Genomic DNA, 20,551 nt, shown 5'->3' with positions numbered 1-20,551 from the left:
TGGCGATTTGGGGGATCGATGGGGCCAGACCAAACTGGCTCCCCGGGCTGGATTCGAACCAGCGACCATTCGATTAACAGTCGAATGCTCTACCGCTGAGCTACCGAGGAATAGGCGAACATCTGTTCGCGAGCGGGCAGCGTATAACAAAGCCTTTCGGCCTTGCAAAGAACCAAATGGCCCCTCCGGCGAAACTTTAGCGCGCACGGTAAGCCTCTGCGATACAAGGGCTTACCTGTCGCCCGGCACGCCACATGCTCAGCCTGCCGGCCCGGCCGCGCTCCTGCGGGCGCCTGGAAACCACCGCCAGCGCGGCGGCCACGCGCCGCCCGCGATTCTGTCAGGGGCGCCACGGCCCAGCTCCTCGCGCAAACGGGGTTGGCTACCGCCCGGCGATGGCGACGATGAACAGCGCGGTCGCGGCCAGCGAGGCGATAGTCCGCACGTGGTTCCAGAAGGTCCAGTCGGTCAGATAGCGCGCCCAAACCGACGCCGCCGACGTGCCCGCCGGGTCAGAGGCCGCAAGCTGATCGTTCAGCGGCACATTGAAGACGACGGTGACGACGAACATGCCGACCACGTAGAGGCCGCCGCCGCAAATCATCGCAACCGCGCCCGGCTCCTGCCATCTGAGCCCGCCGAGCACGACCAGCACGGCGCAGGACAGCGTGGTGCCGAGGAACACCGGCATGAACGGCGAGCGGACGATATCGACATTGATCGCGTTCATCGCCGAGATGCCGGCGGCCTGATCGATGCGGCCGAGCGCGGTCATGACGAAAGCCGAGAACGCGAAATAGAGCCCAGCGAGCAGGCCGCAGCCGAGCGCGGAAAACCAAAGCAAGCCCAAGGTCAGGATCTGGCGCATCGTTCCGCCTCCAAATGCGAGATATACTCGTATTTGTAAAATGCGATAAACTCTCGTATTAGAGCCGTCAACCCCGATCGCAGGGAAGAGAGAGATGTCGAGACCAAAGGCCGCGCCCGTGGACGTTCCCCTGCCCGGGCTGGCGCGGCTTGCCCCGACCCAGCAGCGCAGCCGCGAGCGCTTCGAGCGCATCCTCGCCTGCGCGACCGAGATCATGGCGGAAAAGGGCAGCGAGGCTTTCCGCATGAGCGACGTCGTCGCGCGCAGCGGCGTCGCATTCGGCTCGCTCTATCAATATTTCCCGGACAAGGCCGCGATCATCGGCACCCTGGCCGAACGCCATAACGCGGTCGGGCGCGATTGCGTCAGGCGCGATCTGGCCGCGGTGACGACCGCGCGCGACCTGCACCCGGCGCTGTGCAGGATCGTCGACAGCTACTACGAGATGTTCATGCGCGAACCCGTCATGCGCGACATCTGGCAAGCGACGCAGGCCGACCGCGCCCTGCAGAAGCTCGATGCGGACGACATGGCCGTGCTCTCCGGCTTGCTGTCCGACGCGGTCAGGCGAATTGCGCCCGACATGCCGACTGCCGCCCTCGCCACCTTTTCCGCCCTGAGCATGACGCTGATCGCAGCCGCCGTGCGTCACGCGATCACGCTGCCACCGAGGAAGGCGCGGCAGGCGCTGACGCAGTTCAAGACCATGCTGCCGCACGACCTCACCGGTCTGACGTAACGGCTCCGGCACGAGCGTTGGGAATATTCCCTGTACAAAAACGATAGATACAGGCGCATACGGCTTACGCCGTTCGCGTCAGCAGGAGCCGAGGATCGTGCGGCATGCGACTGGTCCCTACCGTGCGATACTTGCCTCCATTGTCACGTCTCCCTAAAATTCCTGCGATATTTGACGGCTATGAATACCGCCGGGAATCCCGGCAAGAGTTTTTAGAAAGTTGTGATTTGTTTCACACGAGGTGCGGCCATGCCGACCTAGGTTCCCGAAGGGATCACCAACGATTCATTAACCAAAGCGGGCGCCATCGTTCTTTTCATAAAATTCGAACGAATCGCTCAATCCGGACCGAAGACAGTTTTGCGACCATGGCGCTCTCGAACCTCGGAGAGCGTGATGAGCGAAGTCGAATTTGATCTGCTGCTGGACGCCGTGCGAACGGCGATCGCGCCCATTGCTCAGGAGGATCTCGTGGCTCAGCCCTCGCCCCGCATTCAGCCGCCACCGCGCGCGGCCAATGACAACCAGGCGCCGTGGCCGCTGATTCCGTTTCCTGAAGGTTGGTACGCCGCGAGTTAATGCGGCTTCTCATTGACTGGCTGCAAGCCATTGATGAGATGAGTGGAGGCCACGACCAGAATTGAACTGGTGTACACGGTTTTGCAGTTCTAGGCCGATCGTGCCACTCAATCACGGACAATCCCTAGCAGTCTCTATAATAGAGAGAATTTAGAAGGGCGGCCCGTCACAGGTGCCGCCCTGTTTCGTCTCGTTCCAAGGTGTTGGGTAGCAAAATGGTAGCAGCTACCGTGCTCCCGCCAAGGCGCCACATCTCTATTAGAGCAACCCCAAGCCTCGCAGTACTTGATCAACCTGATCCTCGGGAATCGGATGAGGATTGGAGTCGCGAGCTATCTTCCGAAGCATTTTCACAATGCGTTCCCGATCTATTTTGCCCGCCGATCCCTCAGCGACTAACTCGGCTTTGGCCTTGAACTGTTCCAAGGTCATTTGTTTGAGCCCCACGCATTTCTTGCATTGGTAAAAGCTAAGAACGAGCCGAGTCAGCCATCTCCCTGTGCAACTGACGCTCGTACTGCGCGGCTATCTTTGGCCCGTACATTTCTTTGATGTAGGGTTGGGTTTTCTCGTGCACGCTCGCAAATGCCGACTTGATCTTCTGCTTGGTCGCCTCATCGGAGCCAAACTTATCAACCAGTTCCACCTTCGCTAGGTTCTCAACGACCGTGAGAAGTTCCTCGAGTTTCACTGCTTGCTCCTCGTCGGTTGGAATAAGGGCTTTCAAATAGCGCGGCAGTATCAGGACCACACCCAGAAGCGGTCCGGCGTTGATCAGGAACGCTGCGAGTACCGAATAACCAAATTCGCGCTCAGCCAGTTCCTTTGTCTGGGCATCGTTTGGGTCGAAGTTCCCGGTAAGCACTTTAAGCCAGTACTGCGCATGTGCATATTGCCGCGAATCGACCCAGCAATCCGTCCAGGCCGCTAAAGCTAGTAAGACAGCGATCGACGCGCAAAGGGTTAAGATCCAGTACTCTTTGCACTTGAATGTCGCAGATGAGCAAATTGCCGTGACGGTTGCCCAAATCCAGGTCTGCGCGCCCAAGATCGCAGAACGCACTCGCTCAAAATGTGAGCGTTTTGGTGCATTGAGCGTCGGAGTTTCGGACATTTTGACCTAATGGGCCGTCGAAATAGGAAAAAGAACCTCAACCGAATTGTCGCAATAGTCACTGTTGTGCCACACTCGCCCAATTCCTGCCAGGGCAATTTGAGCGTGTGCACCGGACCTTTTACCCGACGAGATTTGGTTATCGATCTGCAAAAAATCGCTTCCACCGTGGACCGGGCGCCGCCGGGCTTGAAATGCCGCATCCCGGCGGCGCAACTTTTTTCAGATCCAGGCGGCCGCCCATTCCGTCAGATCACCCGGAATCGGCTTATCGAGCAGTCCAGCGACCAGCACGGCGAGCGCTGCGCCTTCGATGGCGCCCTCCCTGTGCTCGACGTTGCCACCCCATTCGAAATGAAGGACCGCTAAGGCGATAGCCCGCATTCCCTCAATGGTGGTTGGCCGCATTGTGACCATGCGAGCGAAGGTCGCTCGCAACTGATCCATGGCGTCGTTGAAAGCATCTTCGGCCGCCATGAGGCCCGACTGCTCGTCTGCAGCATCGCGAGCGGCTAGATACGCGTCCCGCGCAACGGTGCCACGCAAGCAGGCTTCAACATAGGTCCCAGGCAGGTATGACCGGCGCGCTATCTCGTAGAGGCGGCCGGTCTCATCGCTTGCTGCATCCGCTAGCCGCGATATTTCAACGAACCGCGTCCCCAGTTCGATCAGCTCTGCGTCTGGATTTGCCAATAGCGTGGTGGTCGCCGATGCCGGGGCCGCTGCAGTAGCCGCCATGATCTGCAGGCTGAGCCTTCGTGTGACCGGTATCATGCCATCGCTCCCTGAAACGAATCCTGCGTGCCAACCTGTTCGCGCAGGCCATCAAGGTCGCCGATGCCGGATGCGGCCGGGTCCTGCTCGAGATCGCGGCGCCCACCCGCGGCCCAGTGGGTTTGGTCGCCTGTCGGGTTTGAGCCCTCTGGCCACCCGAGGCAGTACGGGTGCCGCTCCACAGCACCGAGACTCGGCTCGCTGTCCGCCTGATCTTGTTCGGCGTCGACCTCGGCCGTCTCCTCGCCGAGGCGCTGCCGGTTGCAGTGCTCCTGGTTCAGCATGCGGTCGAAGCTACCGAGATCCGGCTCGCGATCGTCGCCGCCGATGGACGGCTCGGCGTCGCCGTCATCCTCGAGCTCGCGAGAAACGTAGTCGTCGGTTTTGTCGAGAAACCGGATGAGCCGGTCGATCTCGTCCCTAGCCTCTTTGCGGAGGCGGCCTATGGCCTGGAATATCTGCTCGGGGGAAACGTCGGTTCGGAAATAAAGCCCGCCAGCGGACTCAGCTGGGGCTCCCAAGGGTGCTTTCATGGTGGTTCTCTGGATTGCCGGCTTGTCACGGCCGGGTGCCAGCGGACAGCGCTGGCGCCGGGAGGGTGACAACACCGCCAGAGACGATGCGCGACGGCCTTTCCCTTGCGGGTCTTGTATAGCCGCCGCTCTCCCGGCATAATGCGCCGGTTCGCGCCGACGGCTATCGGCACGTTCAAATTTCGATGGCGATGGAGATCCCGGCAAGGATCGCCCTGCCATCGCTCTGGTACCAAACTGGCCCGGCAAGGCCTTCGGCGGGAGTTGTCACGCTCCGCCCACCAGCACACCACCGAATGAGCGATTTGCCAACCCCCTTGGGGAGGCTTTCGCGCGCGAGCTGATGCCCATAAGCTCGTCGAAACTGGGGGCACAAATGGCCAAACAACTCTACGGTGTTACTGAGGCTGCGTCCGGAAGGACGCTGTATGTCAACCCGGACATGGTTCGATTTGTCCTTCCTCTAGGACACCAAACCACGCTCATCTTCTCCGAAACTCACACACTGACTGTGACCGCCGACCTTCAGTCTTTGCTCGAAAGCGGCTTGTTCGAAATCGTTAATCCCAAAGACCACGGGTAACGGTGTCCAGCCGCGTCGCCTCTCCGTCGTCGAATAACTGCTCATCCAGCGAAAGCAGCAGGCTGTCGCCGAACTTCCTGTATTTGGTCGGGAAAAGCTTTTCCCGCTCTTGGACGTAGAACCGGACGCGCTTCGCCACATCGGACCGGTTCAGCGCGCCGGACAGCATGTCTTCGAAAATGCGGCTCACGATCTCATCAGCGTCGGGGATGCCAGCCGGGACCATTGCGCGTATGGCGTGATAGTCGTTTGCCTGCTCGCGTCGCGTAGCGATGGTCCTGCGCGTGCGCTCGAATGACCAGCGCAGCTTCTGTGAGATGCCGCGACTATCAGTGATCTGCTCCTTAACGAAGCGATCGAAGTCAGGGTCCGCTTTGCGCGCGTTGTAAAATGCATTCGTGTTGACAATTCTAGGTCGCCTTTTGCCTCGCAACGGATTGCCCAGGATTTCCGCGATGGGTTTCTTTGCAACGAGCATTGCTTTGACAACCTGCAGCTGAGGTTCTGGAAGCGGAACAATCTTGTTCATCCGCATCCGAATGCAGGTTCGACAATTCCGCATCGTCCAGCCTTCAGGGCTCTGATAGACGTATGCGTCGTCAAGCGAGTGCCCCCGGCGGCAATGCGTCAAATCACGTAGCGGCGAGCCCTTCTTGAAATCTGATTGCTTTTTGTTTGCCTCGAGCAGGGGTAGCGCCACACGCGCGAACTCGGGGTTGGCCGCGCAATGCGCCTTGAACTGTTGCCGACTTGTGATCCAAAGGCCTCGCATATGCCGTTGGCCAATTCTGCCGCAGCAAATTGCATTGAGTGTGCGTCCGGCCCGAAGTGCATCAAGGATTCGTTGTGCGGTATCTTCCGATAACGGCTTCCGAGAAACAGCCATCTGCCCTGCTCCGCGCGCGGGATTGCGCGGGATGGCACAGAGACTGAGTCGCTCGGGATATTTGAGCAGCAAGGGTGACGCTGGTTCGGCTTCTCCACCGTAAAAACCCGGACTGAGCCCATATCCAAAGCTAGGCTTTCCCGCCCGCATAGGTTGAGCTACGATCCCAGCTCTATCGTTTTGAAAAGGGGCTCTTTGATGAAGATCAATATTCCTGTGTTGCCGAGCAAGTTCGATGACGTGCCAATTGGTGGCTTCTTTGCGAAGAAAACAGACTTCGGACTCTGTGTTTCAATCGATGGCAAAAAGCGGGCCGCCATTATCTTTTCGGAGACCGTTGGACCACGACTTCAGTACGGCGGCATGCCCTATCAGGTTCTCTATTATCCCGACGCGACCGCGCAGGTCGACTTGAATAGCGCCGTGCCCAGGACGGACCAAGATCCGGCCTATGGCGCACTCATCAAATCAGCCAACGGAAAAACATACATCCGAGTTGTCGATAGCGCCGCAGGCGACTACCGCACATTCGACGTCGCGACAGGGATGCAAGGGAATCTTCCGGACGATCCTGCGGTAGCTTACCTGCATTGGAAAGTTGGCCTGCAGTTGGACGGGGAATTTATGGAGTTGCTCGACGTGGGTGGCTCCCTGAAGCTCACTGGAGCCTAGTACGATTAGCACCCGTGCCTCGTACCCATCTTGGCCGGCGCATCTACCGACCGAATGTTCGAGCCGCGCTTGCCGCAAACCGTGCAGATGAACCGCGGCTCGAGGTCGGAAATGCGCACCTCATCAGGCCATCGCGACGCGTCCATCTGCACATTTGTGCGAGCACCGGTAATCCCTGCAGAAGACTATGATGCGCGTTGCGCCAGTTTCGCGCATTTCGCCGAATGTGATCTTGGTTGGATAGTCTTTCATGGGAGCAATTACAACGCTCGCTGAGGCGGCCTGCAATCCGCGAGAGCTAGCGCATGGGTGCAGCTTGGCACGCAAGAGGTCGGTCAAGCCCGGCTTCCGCGCCCGCTTAGGTTGCGATAGAGTGCCCCTTTTTACTGTTGGGGCAATTCAAATGATTCGCTCGATATCGAGCGCCGCCTTCAGCTAGCGGCGCTTGGCCAGAAGAATATGACCATTCCCAGAGATTCGATTTTTTACAAGACGCGATACCGTCAAGAGAAGGGGCAAATCGAGTTCAGCCACTTCCGGCAGCTGGCCGTTCAGCAGATCCCGGAAATTTGCCAGTCAATAGACCGCTTTGACGGAATTCGGCGAGCGTTCTCATTCTGGGTCGATAAGACCGACGAAGAGGATCGCCTACAAATCAATTTCGGCACCCGAAAGATGTGGGCAAAGGGAGTCGACGGCGGCACGGTGGCGGAGAGAGGACCACGTCTTCTCTACTCGTTGAGCTCCATCGACGGGGTGGTTCTAACGGCCCTATACCCCGCAACATCTGAGCTCGGCAGCGTCGCAGAAGACCATATCTTTCTGAGGATCGGCCATTACGGTGGCATCGACCTATTAGATAAATTGCGATCCGATCTCAAAGACCTTGTGGCCTACGCGTATGTCTCGAGCCTGGAGCTTGAGCCGACAATCGCCGATCGGATCAGATTCTGGTGGCTCAGAAAAACTCAGCCTCATTCCATCGACCAAAAGTTCGTCCGTCCCCTCACGCCAATGACTTGGGCAGCGTCAGCGTCGAAATTCACGGCGGCCGCCTTCCTGATAGCACTCTTGAGACCGGTAGGAGTGCTGTTGGCATACCTTGTGTTGGTTTATCTTGGACTTGCAGCCTTAGGTGAACATCTTCACTGAGCGAAAAAGCGGGTTGTTTCTGCATTTCCTTCCTGGGCTAGGGCAAGCTGACCGCATGAATTTTAAGCGGATGGCGCTGTGCTGATTCGTATTCCCGTTACGAAATACCTATCTTCCGGGCATGCCGATCATCCACAAGCCGCTCGAAATCCCGCCCGAGGTCGCCCGGCAATTCGCCGCGAAGATGGCACTGTTCCATGCCGAGTACAGCCCGCTCAAGCGGGACGAAATCGCCGCGGATACCAGGCACCTGCTCCTCCAGCACATGCCAAAGGGCGCGAAGCTGCGGCTTGCTGATGTCCTCGAATTGTTCGAGCTGATGCGATGACGGAACCTTGTCCGCGCTGCGACGGTACGCAATGGGTCTGCGAAAATCATCCGGACCGGCCGTGGCAAGGCGACCGTGCTTGCACTTGCGGGGGAGCCGGCGCCCCTTGCCCGGTCTGCAATACGCCGAACGAAGGCGAGATGCCAAGCCTACCGAAGGGCTACCGGACCACGTTTGACAAGCGTGGCTGGCGCCACTGACTCCGTAAAAACCACACCGCACAGGGGCTTCCGCACGCCCTCAGGTTGCGCTAGGATTCCGCCCTGTGCGCCAGATTACGAATGCGATCAGCAGGTTTGAGAGAGCCTGAAGCGCAAGGATCATTTGAATCTCGGTCATCGACGTTACCCCTTTCAATGACCGAGAAAGGAATCATTTGGACGGGCCTTTTTCACGTCAATTGCAAGGGCGGAAATTGCCATGGGCGAGCATTTCAAGAAGGAAGCCAAGCGGCTCGTTAAACACGCAATACAGAGGGCCGGCGGACAACACGCGGTATCGGGCCTTACCGGCGTCGACACATCCCAACTCAGCCGCTGGGGAAACGAGGACGATGACGAACGACACATCACGCTCTACCGCGCCATGGAGATCGATGAGGCTGCCGACGACGCCATCCTCAAGGGATGGGCGCGACGGCGCGGCGCTGAGCTCGTGTTCCGCGACCGCGCCGACGAGTCAGCGGAGAACTTTCACAAACTCGCCGCGCACGCGGCTAAGGCACACGGCGATTTCGTGTCGATGGCGCATGAGGCCGCGGCCGATGGCGTATGCACAAATCTCGAGGAACGCGAGCTGAGCGCGAAGAAGCACTCCCACGACGAGGCCTCGGACAAGCTTTTCGCCGCTGTGACCCGGATGAATGCAGGTCATTAGGGAACTGCGCACCAAGGTCCGGCGCCCATGTCTAACAAAGCTATAGTGCTTTCCGCTGCACTTGCAGTAGCTCTCATCATCGCTGCTCTCGAATTTGCCCCGATCGTTGTTGGCTGCGGTATCAAGGGCAACATCTCTGTGAGCGGCGAAAGGATCTATCACACGATTGGCCAAACCTATTATTGGCATACCCGCATTGATCCATTTCACGGCGAGAGATGGTTCTGCTCCGAAGAGGCCGCTAGGATTGCAGGGTGGCGCAAGGCCCGCATCTAGGCAAACGGTCTACTGGTCTAGACGCCATTGCGCATTGACCAAGAGATTGCGCGGTGAGCGGCTGGAGCGGCCGACACCTATCCGTTCAAACGCAGCCACACCCGGCATGGGCTACGCATCCAGAACGACGGTGATAGCTGACCAGCCGTTATTCCCGGACGTCGGGTTTCCATCGGACGTGATTATTCCGGTGGTGCTATTCCCAACGTTCAACGGAATATAACCACCGCACATAATATTGCTTGGCGTGGATACCGGCGTAACCTGTGTGGCGCCCGCCATGACTAGCTGCATGGTGACATTGCCAAACGCAAGCGTCCGAGCATTTGTCGCGAACACCACGCCCAACTGTCCGTCGGCCGTCCCCGTCGCAACGGCCGTCGCCGTTTGGCTAGCGGTTGTATTGTCAACATGGGCTGTGGCGTAGCTGTTGACGGTCGGAGAACCTGAGGGCTTGTGAAATGTGGTCATCACGATTTGGAACGTCTGCGCTGTCGCCTGGTGCCAGGTGCTGAAGGTTCCGGCCTCGCCGCCCACGGCTACTTTGCTATAGGCACTCAGAATATTAACGCCGGTCGGCAGGCCAGTGACCGCGGAGCTTTGTGTTGCGATCAAAGAGAACCCAGCCGGCGGCGTTAATGTATCTCGGTGGAGAATGAAGGCGAGTATCAGGTCGCCGGCAGCGCACTCCGGAATCCTGCAATCATTGTTCGCGGTGGCACCGATTCCCGAACTTTTGGTTTCGATGAAGCTTATGTCTGATGTCGCTGGCGGCGTCGTTAGTGACGAAACGCTGCACTGCAGGATTGACTCTGCGGTTATCTCGACCACGTCATTCTCCAATATTGATTGCGTCGGCGAACCCACACTCTAGCGCTTCGGTCGCCGACCACTGGCGATCTTCAAGCATCCATTGCCTGGCCGTTTGCTCAGCGACTCCAAGTCTCGTGACCAACAGCGAAGCAATCGCATCGTCAACGTCATTCAGCGACGCGTTGATGGCATCTTTCTCCGCAGCCGGCAGCATCCGCATGGCGTCGAACTGCGATTGGACCGCAAGGCGCATTGATCGATGAATCAACACAGTGCCGTCAGCAACGATGCTTCGATGATCGGCTGCCAGCGCGATCATGACCGCGGCACTCGAGCACCGGCCGACGATCTGACATTCCACGCGGTATGGGTGCGCCAAGAGAGCCCGCGCAATCAATAGCGCTTCATCTCCGTCACCACCCGCGCAGTCGATTAAGCACCGAATGCCGCGATTGCCCGCCTCGCGGATGGCTCGAAGATAGACGGAAGTATCTCGCTCGGGAACGCGCCCCAGGGCAATTTCGACGCCGTCGCGCACCGGGGAGAACAGCGCAAGCCGCAGGGGCGGTCCTACGCCCTCTGGCCGGAACCCAGGACCTGGGAATGCAGGAAGCGGCTTAGGCTCGCAGCGCGGTATCGCGCGGATCTGGTACAACGTCTCCGACATGAGCCTAGCTGCCGATCACGTAACCGCCCATGCCGCTGGAAGGCGCGGTAATCGTGATGCCGCTATTGCCGCCGCAGTCGAAGCTGTTCGACGCCGTCGGAGATCCAGTGCAATGCACGCCAAAGAGCGAGCACCATGTGCCAATCGCACCGCTGACGGTGATGGCACATGACGACGGCAGGGCCGACGAGGGCAATATGATAATCTGGTTGGTCGGTGTGCCTGCGCAGTTCATCGAGGTAAGGGTGTTGCTCCCCGAGGATGGAAACGCCACATAATTTGGCGCACTGACGTTGAGGGCAGCGATTGTATTGGTACCTACGATAGTCAGCCCGCCGCCGGCCGTTCCCGCCGCCACGGACACCGTGCCATAGGTCAGCCCACCGCCGCTAAAGGTGCGCGCTCCCGCACTGGCAAATGCGATCGTAGAAGAATCGCCAGTAAATGTTAGATTCGTCGTAGTTGCAGCGTTCCATATGCCGGCCCCGGTGATCGTGTAGGTCGCCGAACCGAGCTTGATCGTGCGCGTACCGCTGCCGCTGATGTTGAACGTCTGCGACGTGTTGCTGCATGTAATGTTGTTGCTATTGACGCTGTTATCGAACGTGCCCGTAAACGCGCCCATGGCGATCGACTGAATCGTGATCGTTCCGCCAAAGTTCGGCGTTACCGTTCCGGCGCCGCTGTTAGCATCCAGCGTCACGAAGTCGCCAGAGCCGGGTACGGTCTGTCCATAATCTGTGCCGCCGCTGGACGAGACCCAATTATTGGTGTTGGCTGTATCCCAAAAGCCGTTGATCGAACCCGTTCCGGTCGCCACGAAGCTTACTGCAGTGACGTCCAGATGGGTGCCGTCGATCACCGTAATCGTCTGCGAGCCGTTCAATCCCGTCGTGCCAGTGAACCCGAAGAATAGACGGGTATCGCCCGTCGTCATTCCGGTTGTCGACGCGACAGTGACGCGACACTTGCCGGAGCCGTTGTCGGCAATTGCGGATGCGGGCTGCGCCTTCCAGAACCTGCTGGCCATCTAAATTGATCCTTCGGTTAAGATTAAACGAGCCGGCTGCCCTTCCGCAGCGCGGCCAGAATTGCCATGCGGATTCCAGCCACGACGGGACGCGCCTGATTCCAGCAAAGCTCCGGCGTGCCGTAAGGGGCCGGACCTTCAAGATCATCGCGTAGCGATCCGCTTTCGCCCTCTAATGCCGCAATGCGCGCGTTATGGAAGACTGTACGGAGTCGCCCTAACTCGTCGATCGTCACAGATGTCTCGATTTGACGCTGATTTCCCACCTGCTTAGTTCTAGGCATTTGCTTTATTTGCTCGGGCGGGTGATCATTTCCTCGAGTTCTTGCACTCGCTTCTCCAGTCGATTGATTCGGAGTTGGTGCATGGCACCGAGTAGCTTCGAGCATTCTTTAGCGCTTTCCACGAAAGCCGCAGTTAGCCGCACAGTCCCATCTTCGGCATCGGCCGGCACGGCATCGGCAAAGTGATCGAAGATCTCCACGCCGATATCGCCGTAGAATTCGCAAAGTTGGTCGATGGCGGAGCGCTCCTCGGCGCTCATGCCATCCATCAAGTTACGATAGAAAAAATGCTTGACCCGATACCGAGAGTGGAGACGATGCCCCTGCAACGCTTTGGCTTGCTCGCCTGATGCCGAAGCACCGTCTCCGATGGCCGCGGTTTGCTCACCAGCCATACACACCATCCATGAAGGCGACAGCGCCAGAACGGCGTGTATTGAATCCCACGTCGAGCAGACAGCTCAGCGCGATCGAGTCGGTTTGATACAGTGAACGAGTTGGCGCCGCGGCAACGCCCGATTCAACGATCTGCTGCGGATCATCGTCCATGTGCAACAGCGCCGCGTTTGAGGCCGAAAACTCGGGCTCACCTCCAACCGCATGCGCCAGGCTGAGCGGGTCAACCGCGATTACCCGATCTTCAGGTACAGCCAACGACGGCAGGACAGGAATTTTGAAGTTGGGCGACCGCACCGAAATCGTCGCGGATCGTCCGGGACCAGTAACGAACACGACCTGACCGGAGCCCCCGGCTGCCGCCGCGACGGCAAGCGCGCCTAGATCATCGGTCATGTCGCCAGTCGTCGGCGTGGTCGAAACACCGTAAAGCAGCCCCTGATGGGTTACGTCGTCGCCGGCATCGGCCGAGAAGTATCCGGCATCCAGCGAGTAGGCAGCAGCCTCCCGCAAGAGCGCATTAAATGCGTCCTGCGAACTGGACCGCTTGGCCAGTTCGCTTGAGAACGCGAAGATCACACCCATCTTTTTCGTTTTGATCACAGTGCCAGTCATCGCACCCCTGGAAACGGGGATCGGTTGCCCTTCTCCAACCCATGGAAGCTGGTTGGGCGTGCCCGAGCGCCCCGGCAATGTCACCTGCAGAAACCTCGCCAAATCCACCTCAATGCCGCGGCTCATCAGTGCGCTTGCAGCACTCTGAGGTGCAAGCGATGCTAGGAATGCTCCCGTGGCTTGCTGCGCAAGGTTGGAAGCCCAGCCAGTAGTTGATCCGGGGTCCTGCACCGCTCTGACGAGAACCGGAACGACGTCGTCTTCAGGGAAGACGCGCGCCGCGTAGAATTCATCCTCTTCGTGCGCTGTCGCGACGACGGTCGCGAACGCAGCGCGCTCGAAATGAACCTGCGGCTCTGTGTGGACGGGACGAACGGAGATAGGTCGAGGTCTTTGTGTCATGCGCACATCAAACCACCGTCTGCGTTGGTTGGCTGTCACGACGTGACAATTTTTCGCTCGTGATCGGAAGTTAGGTCTGCGATGAGGGCCGCGACGGCGGCGCCGATCTGCTGCGAACACTCACTCTCGTTCTCGAGAAGCCAGCCAAGATCCATCAGCATGCCAATTGCTTCGTTCGTCACCGCTACGCGCACAAGGATCTCGCCTCGCCGCTCGCGAGCACGCTGAGCCTCCTTGCGCTGTGCGGCGGTGCGAGCCAAAAATTCAGCCTCTCGGCCTTCCGATCGCGGCGAGAATCTCGCGACGGATTTGAAGCGCCGCAGGCCGGGTCTGATTAACCCCCAGACTGTCACTGCCGTAGGGAGGCGGGCCAGCCAGGTCCGTCCACAAAGGAGATGCATGCCAAGGCGAAAGAGCAAGCGCACGACGCAGTGCGAGCTCGTCCGCGGCCTCGAACGCGGCAAATACCTCCGGCGTGAGATTGTATGGGTTACGCTTCGATTTCCTACGCTTCACCGGCATGTCGGCGCCCCGAACATCTCCATTGCATAGGGCGTCTGTCGAGCGTCGGACTGGTGCGTTTCCAGAAATAGCGCCCCCAGTCGCATCCAGGCATCGCGCGCGACTCCATAAGCCACCGCGCGTCCCTCCTCTTCCGGCACGCTGACGGGGTCGACGGCGCCGACGTCCTCCAGTTCGCCGTCAAAAGCCACACCGCTCTCAAACCAGGAGGACCACGCCGCCAGTTCGGTCGCGACGTCAGTTTTTCGCTTCGATTGCCTACGCTTTCTGGGCATTAGGCCGGTCTCCGATTGCTTCGCAGGCTGGGTGGCGCGCTGCGGAGCGCGCTCGGCGGCTCGGTGTCGAGATCCAGTTCGCGCAGCAACCTGGCGAAGGAAATCTCGGCGTCGCGACGGATCGCCACGGCCGGATGAGGACGCATCCCGCCTTCGCGGCCGGAGATCACCAAACCATCGCTGGAAAGCAGTCTCTGGGCTTCCTCGGCCCGGTCCCAGGCTTCGCAGGCGGCCTGCAGCAGTCGCAGATGGTGCGGATCAAGTTGATAGTCCCTCACGACCGATCGCCACCAGTTGCGCGTCGGTTCGGCGAGGTGAGACGGTGGTCTAGGTATAGCCATTGCGGGATCTCCTGTGCGTGGTGAAGGTGAGTTTTTGAACGGGGGCGGCGCGCGTGAACGTGAGAGGCCCTGGCCGGTTCGGGCACCCCAAGGCTGGAGATTTTTGCCCTCCCCCCGGGGTGCGGCCGCCCACGCGGCGCCGCGCAGGCACCACTGGGCACCACAGGCACTACCCGCTTCTATACGTCCTATAGAGATGTTCATTCTGTAGATGTTTTCAAAATGAGTGGTGCCTAGTGGTGCCGTGGTGCCTAAGCCTGCTGCGAAAGGGTTTCTTGGTCACTACTATGGGTGGTGCCTAGTGGTGCCACGGTCGCAGGCACCACTCTCAGGCTGGTGACATTGTTGTCTTGCTCGCCAACAGGCACCACTTGAGCTGCCCCAGGCACCACTCTCGAGTAGGTCCAGCGCTTCGAGGCACCACTTCCTCGCTGCCTGCGTACGAACCCCAAAGAGCGCAGTATGCGGGCGACCCGGGTCTGCTCTAGCTGACCGCAGGCTCCGATTTGCATATTAAGCGCGCGGATCAGAACGTCGTTGATCGTGGTCTCGACGTAGCCGGACTTGGATGTGATGGAGTCGGCGTAGTCCGCAACATACCGGTCCCATGGATCGCCAACGTAGCGGTCAGCCTGCTGGCTCTCGGCTTGGTCCTGAACGTCTGCCTTGGTCAGCCACCAAGGCACATTCGCGTGGTACAGGATCTGGGCTTCGGCCCAGAGCTGGTCACGATCTGCCGTCAGCCGATCAATGTCGATCTTGCCGACCTTGATCGGCCAGAAGCGCCGGCCGCCGGTCTCATCCTTCAGATAGCCTTCCGCGTTTGTGCTGCCCCAGAACACACAGGCGCGGTCGCTCTCGATGATGCGGCTGCCATACGGTGGCCTGAAACGATCAGTGGTGCGGCTGATGAAGGCTTTGATCTTAGACACCTCGCTGCGCGACATGGCGTCGAGCTCGGCGATCTCAGCGCACCAAATGCCTTGCGTCTGCATCGCGGCGTCCTTCGATCCAAGATCCGCAAGCTCGTCAGTGAACCAGGGCTCGAAGAGCACCTTGATCGCCGTCGACTTACGGGCGCCTTGGCGGCCCTCGAGAATGGGCACCGTATCGACCTTGCAGCCCGGCTGCCTGATGCGTGCGATTGCGGCAATCATCATCGCCCGCCCGACATGCTTGGCGTAGGCGGAGGGTTCAACGCCGAGGTATTCGGTCAGCCAATTGTCGAGCCGCGCCGTCCCGTCGTGTTCCAAGCTGTCCAGGTGGTCGATCACAGGATGGAATGATCGATCCCGCGCCACTGCCTCGATCGCCTGCGCGGTGGTTGCGACATTCACCGGAATGTCATGGCGTTGCAGCCAGTCTGCCGCCAGTAGATCGTCCTGTGGCGACCACGGGCGCGGTGTCCAGGTCAATTCCATCGACCACGGCGGCGCACCGTCCAACAGCGTGCGCAGCGCGAAGACGTCATAGGACACCACCGCGTTCCATGACGCGCAGTCGCGGAATGCCGTGATGGCGTTGGCCAGCAGCGGCTTTGGTGATCCACCCGCTGTTGTGATCAGGTTATTGCGCCACGCATCGGCGCCGGTGTGCTCGGTAATCACCCGCGCTTACCTCGCGCCCTTCCAATTCGACAGGATCGTCTGCAGGGACTCCAGCTCGGCCGCGTTCACGACTTCGCAGCGCTCCCAAGCGATCGGCTCGATACGCTCAACGATCTCCAGCTTGACGCATTCGCGCAGCTCGCGCGGGTCCATCGCGTCGATCTCCCAACAGCGGATTCCGTGATGTTGGGTGAACCAGGAATAGCGCGGGTCTTTTCGCTTGTCGGAGGCCGGGAACGACGGCAGCCCCTCGGTCTGGGTCGGCGTCAGCGCGATGCGCCTAAAGACGATGTGGTCGCCGCCATACTCGGCAAGGCGCCGCGGCAGGTCGCATTCCGACATGTACAAACCGGACGGATCGAAGTCGCCGACGTAGAGTACGACGAGCTGGCCCCCAACGTCATCGGTGGCGACGTCGTTGACGGCGGTCGCGCTGGTAAAGCCGTGCTTGACCCGAAAGCCTACGGCGAAGTGATCCAGCACCGGCTGCAGCACGCCGCGAATAGTGCCCTTCTCGGACCAAACTTCGACACGGCGGGGCTGCTGATCCCAGAAATCTCGCCGATAAGATCGCGCGACGGTCCGGGCATACGCCGCCGGATCTCTCCAGGTGGAAACCCGCTCTAGTTCCCGCGTCTCATCGACGATCCATTCCCACGGGATATCGCCCCGTTCGCGGGCAATCCGTAGAAGCCGGTAGACCTTCTGCATGTCGTTGGTCGACATCGACGGGATCAATCCCGCCGTGAACAGCTTGTAGCCGACGCCGCGGCCGGTGATCGGCTGGGCCGCCTTGGCGATATCGTGCATCGCCTCGATCAACTTGAGCGAGGCCTGCGCCATGCCGCGGCCGGGCTTTTTTAATCCTGTTTGAAATTGCTCCCTCACCGCGCGCTCCCATAGTAAGCGAGGTCGGCAACGGTCGCGGCGGTGGCGTGTTGAAGGGCGAACAGGCGACATAGCCGGCGCACTTGAATTTCGCGGGTGGCGTCGCTAGAGTTGATTTCGCTGACAGATGATGATTGCGAGATCGCCCGTGCCTTGGTTGCCGCCTTGGCCGGGCTTCGCATTTCGGGTTCAGGCGGTGGCAGCAATGCGCACCTCCCGGACGATGGTGAAGCGCCGGAATTTCACCGCCGGCCTGCGCTCGGGCTCCCTGCCCTCAGCGATTGCCACGGCGAACCCGTAGCTCGGGAACGGTCCCGCGGTGACGTCGCCGACGACGACGTCAAACATGCCATCGTCGCGTTGACGAACCTCGCGCATCAGGGTCGCCCCCCAGCATTCAGCTCAAGCATCTGCTCCAGGGCCCTAACCGGTACCCTCAAAAGTCTACCGATCTTGATCGTCGGAATGTCGCCGCGTTCGGCGGCTGCGTATGAGGCGTTGCGCCCCATGTCGAAATAGGCCTTCCCCGCTTCGGGCACTGACAGCGTTTTTGGCGCATCGGCCATAGTAGCCTCCGTCCAGTTTAAGGTACCGAAAATGGTACCCGGTACGAACGGATATAGAATCGCACCCCCTGTTCGTCAAGTACCGAATTTGGTACCGGGTACCATTTGCGGTACCACGCTTTTCGTGCTATATCATCCCCTCTAAGCACTTAGGGAGAGCCGGTTAAATGGCGCGGAAGGCTACAGAATTTGCCCAGTTCAAGCTTCGCATTCGCGAAAGCTTGCGGCGGCGGATCGAAAAAGAGGCAGAAAAGAAAGAGACCAGCACCAACTCGGAAGCCGTTGAGCGGCTCGAGCAGTCATTCGATTCCGAAAAGCGGATGGCAGAATTTCAAGAGCATTGGGAAGCTCGCGCCCGCGAATGGCGCGAGCGGGTGGATGAGCTTAGCCGGCAGGCTCATGAGAGGAATGAAGCGTTGGCCAAGGTCAGCGCTGAATTGGACGCGCAAGAGAACAACCTCGCTGACATTCAACGGCAACTAGATGCGCAATTGGCGTCAGTGAGTGTTGTCGATGCGCTTCTAGGAGAAAATCAAGCCTCACGCGATCTTATCAGAAGGATCGCCTTGGAGCTGGCGAACAATCCCGACTGGGACCGCACCCCGGCCGCCCGGAAGACGATGACAGACAAGATCAATTCATTCATCAAAGGATAGCGAACATGAAAGGGCACATCCGAGAGCGTTCGCCCGGCCGTTGGGCCATCATTCTCGAGCAGCGCGATCCGGCGACGGGAAAGCGCAAACGCAAGTGGCACAGCTTCAAAGGCACAAAGCGCCAAGCGGAGGTAGAATGCGCTCGCCTAATCACCGCGATCAGCGGCGGCACGTACCAGGAGCCGAACAAGGTCACGCTGGGAGACTTCCTGTCGCGGTGGACCGATCACATCAAGTCGCAGGTCTCGCCGAAGTCTCACGAGCGATATGCCGGCATCGTCAATCAGAACATCAAGCCCCTGCTCGGTGCCGTTCTGATCACCAAGCTCAAGCCGGCTCAGATCTCCGAGGCCTACACCAAGGCGCTTGTTGGCGGCCGCCGGGACGACAAGGAGGGCGGCTTGGCGCCGCGCACGGTCGGCCATATGCATCGGGTGCTGAAGCAGGCCCTCAGTCAGGCGGTGCGCTGGGAGCTTATCCCCCGCAATCCGGCCGATGCGGTCGATCCTCCAAAGGTCGATTGGAAGCCCATGCAGACCTACGATCTTTCCCAGACCGCCGAATTGATCGAGGCGGTTCGCGGGACGCCGATCTTCATTCCCACCCTGCTCGCTGTTCTTTGCGGGCTCCGCCGCGGGGAAATCTGTGCGCTACGCTGGCGAAATGTCGACCTCAACGCCGGGCAGATCTCGGTCGTGGAAAGCCTCGAGCAGACCAAAGCCGGGCTGCGTTTTAAGTCGCCCAAGAGCGGCAAGGGGCGGACGGTGGCGCTGTCTGAGACGGTGGTGACAGAACTGCGGGCCTACCGCGCTCAGCGAGCCCAAGAGTCTCTAAAACTCGGCATCGGCCTTCCGGACGACGCCCTGGTGATCGCCCACGCTGATGGGTCGATCGTCCAGCCGATCTATGTCTCGCAACAATGGGCGCGGTTAATTGCCAAGACTTCCCTCGCCCGCCTGCGGTTCCACGACCTCAGGCACGCCCACGCTACCCACCTGCTTGCAAACGGCGTCCATCCGAAGGTCGCCAGTGAACGCCTTGGTCACAGCAAGGTCGGCATCACGCTGGACCTCTACAGCCATGTGATTCCCGGCATGCAGGAAGACGCCGCAGCTACCGTCGATGCGGCGCTGAAGGCCGCTCAGAGCCGCAATGGTAGCAATCCGGTAGCAGGACGGATCGGCAGAACGGAAGCGGAATGATTTAAGTGAGATATTTCAGGGAGATGAGTGGAGGCCACGACCAGAATTGAACTGGTGTACACGGTTTTGCAGACCGTTGCGTAACCACTCCGCCACGTGGCCCCTTGCGGCGCACTTCATATACGCCCTCTCTGCGATAGGCAACCAAGCCGGACGGCTAACGCCGGCGTCTGCGAAAGTCCCGCTTCTTCGGTTTTGGCGCCAATTCCGGCATTTTGGCCTGCACTTCGCGGAATCTCGCCAGCATCCGCTCGAAACTATTAGTTAACGTTGCGGCAATATCCGGCCGCTTCTCCAGCCCCGCCAGCAGGATCGCGGCCGCCTCGATGGTGGACAGGCCGTCGCGGCGCGGTTCCCGCCGCAGTCTGCCGTAGAGCGAGGGCCGTTTCGGCCCGAGAATCACCCGCTGACACTTCAGCATCCAGGCATTGCGCCACCACAGCGCCTTGGCCTGGCTCCAGGTGCCGTCGAGCAGCACGATGCCCTCGATGTCGGAGAGGATGGCGCGCTGATGCGGCTCGAGCTCGCCCTTGCGGTTGATCGCAACGATCTCGGCATCGGTATCGAGGTCTTCGACCTTGGCGGAGCCGAGATAGAGCGCCGCCCAGCGTGACGGATCGGGTACCGGCCGGCCGAGCGCCTTGGCCAGGCTCGGCCAGGACAGCCCGATCCGGACCACGGCGTTTTCGAAATGCTGTGCCAACAGTCGCGCGGTGCCGAGCGCCCTGTCCTGCTCCTGCGGATGGATCAGGATCAGGAGCTGGATGCGGCTCTCGATCGGCGTGACGCTGTCGCAGATGCACAGCGGCAACGGCTTGCCGCAATGCGCGCACTCCTCGATCTCGGCGACAATATCGGTTTTTGCTTCGGTCGGTTCGGACATCGCTCCGCTATACGCTTGCAATCG

28 protein-coding genes, 2 tRNA genes and 1 pseudogene are annotated in these 20,551 nt (G+C 59.9%); 9 read left to right on the top strand and 22 right to left on the bottom strand.

Translation table 11 applies throughout. The annotated features are described in order from the left end of the window. Nucleotides 1-35: 35 nt before the first annotated feature. Nucleotides 36-110 (bottom strand) — tRNA-Asn (locus J2R78_RS36080). Nucleotides 111-382: 272 nt separating this feature from the next. Further along, on the bottom strand, nt 383-868 hold the full coding sequence (locus J2R78_RS36075; RefSeq protein WP_253608567.1) for a DUF1772 domain-containing protein: 486 nt from the start codon (nt 866-868) through the stop codon (nt 383-385). Nucleotides 869-962: 94 nt separating this feature from the next. On the opposite strand from J2R78_RS36075, the gene J2R78_RS36070 reads away from it, so the two are divergent. Both J2R78_RS36070 and J2R78_RS36065 read left to right on the top strand, forming a co-directional pair. Continuing rightward, entirely contained in the window at nt 963-1,607 is a 645-nt protein-coding gene (locus J2R78_RS36070) for a TetR family transcriptional regulator (RefSeq protein ID WP_253608566.1), read from the top strand. A gap of 396 nt (nt 1,608-2,003) precedes the next feature. Beyond that, entirely contained in the window at nt 2,004-2,186 is a 183-nt protein-coding gene (locus J2R78_RS36065) for a hypothetical protein (RefSeq protein ID WP_016842103.1), read from the top strand. A gap of 43 nt (nt 2,187-2,229) precedes the next feature. Here J2R78_RS36065 and J2R78_RS36060 read toward each other — a convergent pair. The 5 genes and pseudogenes from J2R78_RS36060 to J2R78_RS36040 form a co-directional block, all read right to left on the bottom strand. Continuing rightward, nucleotides 2,230-2,301, bottom strand: a pseudogene (locus J2R78_RS36060). 354 nt (nt 2,302-2,655) lie between these two features. Then, complete coding sequence (locus J2R78_RS36055) at nt 2,656-3,300, bottom strand: hypothetical protein (RefSeq protein ID WP_253608565.1); 645 nt, start codon at nt 3,298-3,300, stop codon at nt 2,656-2,658. Nucleotides 3,301-3,522: 222 nt separating this feature from the next. Then, nucleotides 3,523-4,074: a hypothetical protein gene (locus J2R78_RS36050; RefSeq protein ID WP_253608564.1), complete on the bottom strand. Its 552-nt coding sequence runs from the start codon at nt 4,072-4,074 to the stop codon at nt 3,523-3,525. Further along, the gene (locus tag J2R78_RS36045) at nt 4,071-4,607 is read right to left on the bottom strand and encodes a hypothetical protein (protein ID WP_253608563.1); all 537 of its coding nucleotides are present in this window, start codon (nt 4,605-4,607) and stop codon (nt 4,071-4,073) included. The genes J2R78_RS36050 and J2R78_RS36045 overlap by 4 nt, the downstream gene beginning before the upstream one ends. A gap of 560 nt (nt 4,608-5,167) precedes the next feature. Then, entirely contained in the window at nt 5,168-6,148 is a 981-nt protein-coding gene (locus J2R78_RS36040) for a hypothetical protein (protein ID WP_253636034.1), read from the bottom strand. 126 nt (nt 6,149-6,274) lie between these two features. Here J2R78_RS36040 and J2R78_RS36035 point away from each other — a divergent pair, with 126 nt between their 5' ends. The 5 genes from J2R78_RS36035 to J2R78_RS36015 all read left to right on the top strand — a co-directional run bounded on the left by J2R78_RS36035 (nt 6,275) and on the right by J2R78_RS36015 (nt 9,380). Continuing rightward, nucleotides 6,275-6,748 carry a hypothetical protein gene (locus J2R78_RS36035; protein WP_253608561.1) on the top strand — a complete coding sequence of 158 codons (474 nt, stop codon included), beginning with the start codon at nt 6,275-6,277 and terminating at the stop codon, nt 6,746-6,748. Nucleotides 6,749-7,207: 459 nt separating this feature from the next. Then, on the top strand, nt 7,208-7,900 hold the full coding sequence (locus J2R78_RS36030) for a hypothetical protein (RefSeq protein ID WP_253608560.1): 693 nt from the start codon (nt 7,208-7,210) through the stop codon (nt 7,898-7,900). Nucleotides 7,901-8,021: 121 nt separating this feature from the next. Continuing rightward, nucleotides 8,022-8,228 (top strand): hypothetical protein, encoded by a 207-nt coding sequence (locus J2R78_RS36025; RefSeq protein ID WP_253608559.1) that lies wholly within the window; start codon nt 8,022-8,024, stop codon nt 8,226-8,228. Between the two features lie 420 nt (nt 8,229-8,648). Further along, a complete protein-coding gene (locus tag J2R78_RS36020) occupies nt 8,649-9,104 on the top strand; it encodes a phage regulatory CII family protein (RefSeq protein ID WP_253608558.1) in 456 nt (151 codons plus the stop codon). Nucleotides 9,105-9,131: 27 nt separating this feature from the next. Next, nucleotides 9,132-9,380 (top strand): hypothetical protein, encoded by a 249-nt coding sequence (locus tag J2R78_RS36015; protein WP_253608557.1) that lies wholly within the window; start codon nt 9,132-9,134, stop codon nt 9,378-9,380. A 111-nt stretch (nt 9,381-9,491) separates the two neighbouring features. Here the strand turns inward: J2R78_RS36015 and J2R78_RS36010 are convergent, their stop codons facing one another. The 13 genes from J2R78_RS36010 to J2R78_RS35950 all read right to left on the bottom strand — a co-directional run bounded on the left by J2R78_RS36010 (nt 9,492) and on the right by J2R78_RS35950 (nt 17,786). After that, nucleotides 9,492-10,211: a hypothetical protein gene (locus J2R78_RS36010; protein ID WP_253608556.1), complete on the bottom strand. Its 720-nt coding sequence runs from the start codon at nt 10,209-10,211 to the stop codon at nt 9,492-9,494. A 1-nt stretch (nt 10,212) separates the two neighbouring features. Then, a complete protein-coding gene (locus J2R78_RS36005; protein WP_253608555.1) occupies nt 10,213-10,860 on the bottom strand; it encodes an ATP-dependent Clp protease proteolytic subunit in 648 nt (215 codons plus the stop codon). Between the two features lie 4 nt (nt 10,861-10,864). Then, nucleotides 10,865-11,890, bottom strand: coding sequence for a hypothetical protein (locus J2R78_RS36000; protein WP_253608554.1), 1,026 nt, complete (start codon nt 11,888-11,890; stop codon nt 10,865-10,867). 23 nt (nt 11,891-11,913) lie between these two features. After that, complete coding sequence (locus J2R78_RS35995) at nt 11,914-12,126, bottom strand: hypothetical protein (RefSeq protein ID WP_253608553.1); 213 nt, start codon at nt 12,124-12,126, stop codon at nt 11,914-11,916. Nucleotides 12,127-12,179: 53 nt separating this feature from the next. Continuing rightward, nucleotides 12,180-12,569 (bottom strand): hypothetical protein, encoded by a 390-nt coding sequence (locus J2R78_RS35990; protein ID WP_253608552.1) that lies wholly within the window; start codon nt 12,567-12,569, stop codon nt 12,180-12,182. Next, on the bottom strand, nt 12,559-13,587 hold the full coding sequence (locus tag J2R78_RS35985; protein WP_253608551.1) for a hypothetical protein: 1,029 nt from the start codon (nt 13,585-13,587) through the stop codon (nt 12,559-12,561). The genes J2R78_RS35990 and J2R78_RS35985 overlap by 11 nt, the downstream gene beginning before the upstream one ends. A gap of 35 nt (nt 13,588-13,622) precedes the next feature. Continuing rightward, entirely contained in the window at nt 13,623-13,847 is a 225-nt protein-coding gene (locus tag J2R78_RS35980; RefSeq protein ID WP_253608550.1) for a hypothetical protein, read from the bottom strand. A 252-nt stretch (nt 13,848-14,099) separates the two neighbouring features. After that, complete coding sequence (locus tag J2R78_RS35975) at nt 14,100-14,384, bottom strand: hypothetical protein (protein ID WP_253608549.1); 285 nt, start codon at nt 14,382-14,384, stop codon at nt 14,100-14,102. Beyond that, on the bottom strand, nt 14,384-14,662 hold the full coding sequence (locus tag J2R78_RS35970; protein ID WP_253608548.1) for a P27 family phage terminase small subunit: 279 nt from the start codon (nt 14,660-14,662) through the stop codon (nt 14,384-14,386). Before J2R78_RS35970 ends, J2R78_RS35975 begins: the two co-directional genes overlap by 1 nt. 314 nt (nt 14,663-14,976) lie before the next feature. Beyond that, the gene (locus J2R78_RS35965) at nt 14,977-16,332 is read right to left on the bottom strand and encodes a virulence-associated E family protein (protein WP_253608547.1); all 1,356 of its coding nucleotides are present in this window, start codon (nt 16,330-16,332) and stop codon (nt 14,977-14,979) included. Between the two features lie 6 nt (nt 16,333-16,338). Then, nucleotides 16,339-17,154: a hypothetical protein gene (locus J2R78_RS35960; protein ID WP_253608546.1), complete on the bottom strand. Its 816-nt coding sequence runs from the start codon at nt 17,152-17,154 to the stop codon at nt 16,339-16,341. 255 nt (nt 17,155-17,409) lie between these two features. Next, complete coding sequence (locus tag J2R78_RS35955) at nt 17,410-17,598, bottom strand: hypothetical protein (protein ID WP_253608545.1); 189 nt, start codon at nt 17,596-17,598, stop codon at nt 17,410-17,412. Next, nucleotides 17,598-17,786, bottom strand: a complete 189-nt coding sequence (locus J2R78_RS35950; RefSeq protein ID WP_253608544.1) for a helix-turn-helix domain-containing protein — start codon at nt 17,784-17,786, stop codon at nt 17,598-17,600. Before J2R78_RS35950 ends, J2R78_RS35955 begins: the two co-directional genes overlap by 1 nt. Nucleotides 17,787-17,953: 167 nt before the next feature. Here J2R78_RS35950 and J2R78_RS35945 point away from each other — a divergent pair, with 167 nt between their 5' ends. Together J2R78_RS35945 and J2R78_RS35940 are read left to right on the top strand one after the other, a co-directional pair. Further along, nucleotides 17,954-18,442: an Arc family DNA-binding protein gene (locus tag J2R78_RS35945; protein WP_253608543.1), complete on the top strand. Its 489-nt coding sequence runs from the start codon at nt 17,954-17,956 to the stop codon at nt 18,440-18,442. 5 nt (nt 18,443-18,447) lie between these two features. Continuing rightward, nucleotides 18,448-19,644, top strand: coding sequence for a tyrosine-type recombinase/integrase (locus J2R78_RS35940; RefSeq protein WP_253608542.1), 1,197 nt, complete (start codon nt 18,448-18,450; stop codon nt 19,642-19,644). A 28-nt stretch (nt 19,645-19,672) separates the two neighbouring features. Here the strand turns inward: J2R78_RS35940 and J2R78_RS35935 are convergent. Both J2R78_RS35935 and J2R78_RS35930 read right to left on the bottom strand, forming a co-directional pair. Then, nucleotides 19,673-19,746: transfer RNA gene (locus tag J2R78_RS35935), tRNA-Cys, on the bottom strand. A 55-nt stretch (nt 19,747-19,801) separates the two neighbouring features. Next, nucleotides 19,802-20,527 (bottom strand): tRNA-uridine aminocarboxypropyltransferase, encoded by a 726-nt coding sequence (locus J2R78_RS35930; protein WP_253608541.1) that lies wholly within the window; start codon nt 20,525-20,527, stop codon nt 19,802-19,804. Between the last annotated feature and the right edge of the window lie 24 nt (nt 20,528-20,551).

This window comes from Bradyrhizobium sp. USDA 4538, assembly GCF_024171045.1.
Lineage (GTDB): Bacteria > Pseudomonadota > Alphaproteobacteria > Rhizobiales > Xanthobacteraceae > Bradyrhizobium > Bradyrhizobium australafricanum.
This window is presented reverse-complemented; position numbering and strand designations above follow the sequence as displayed.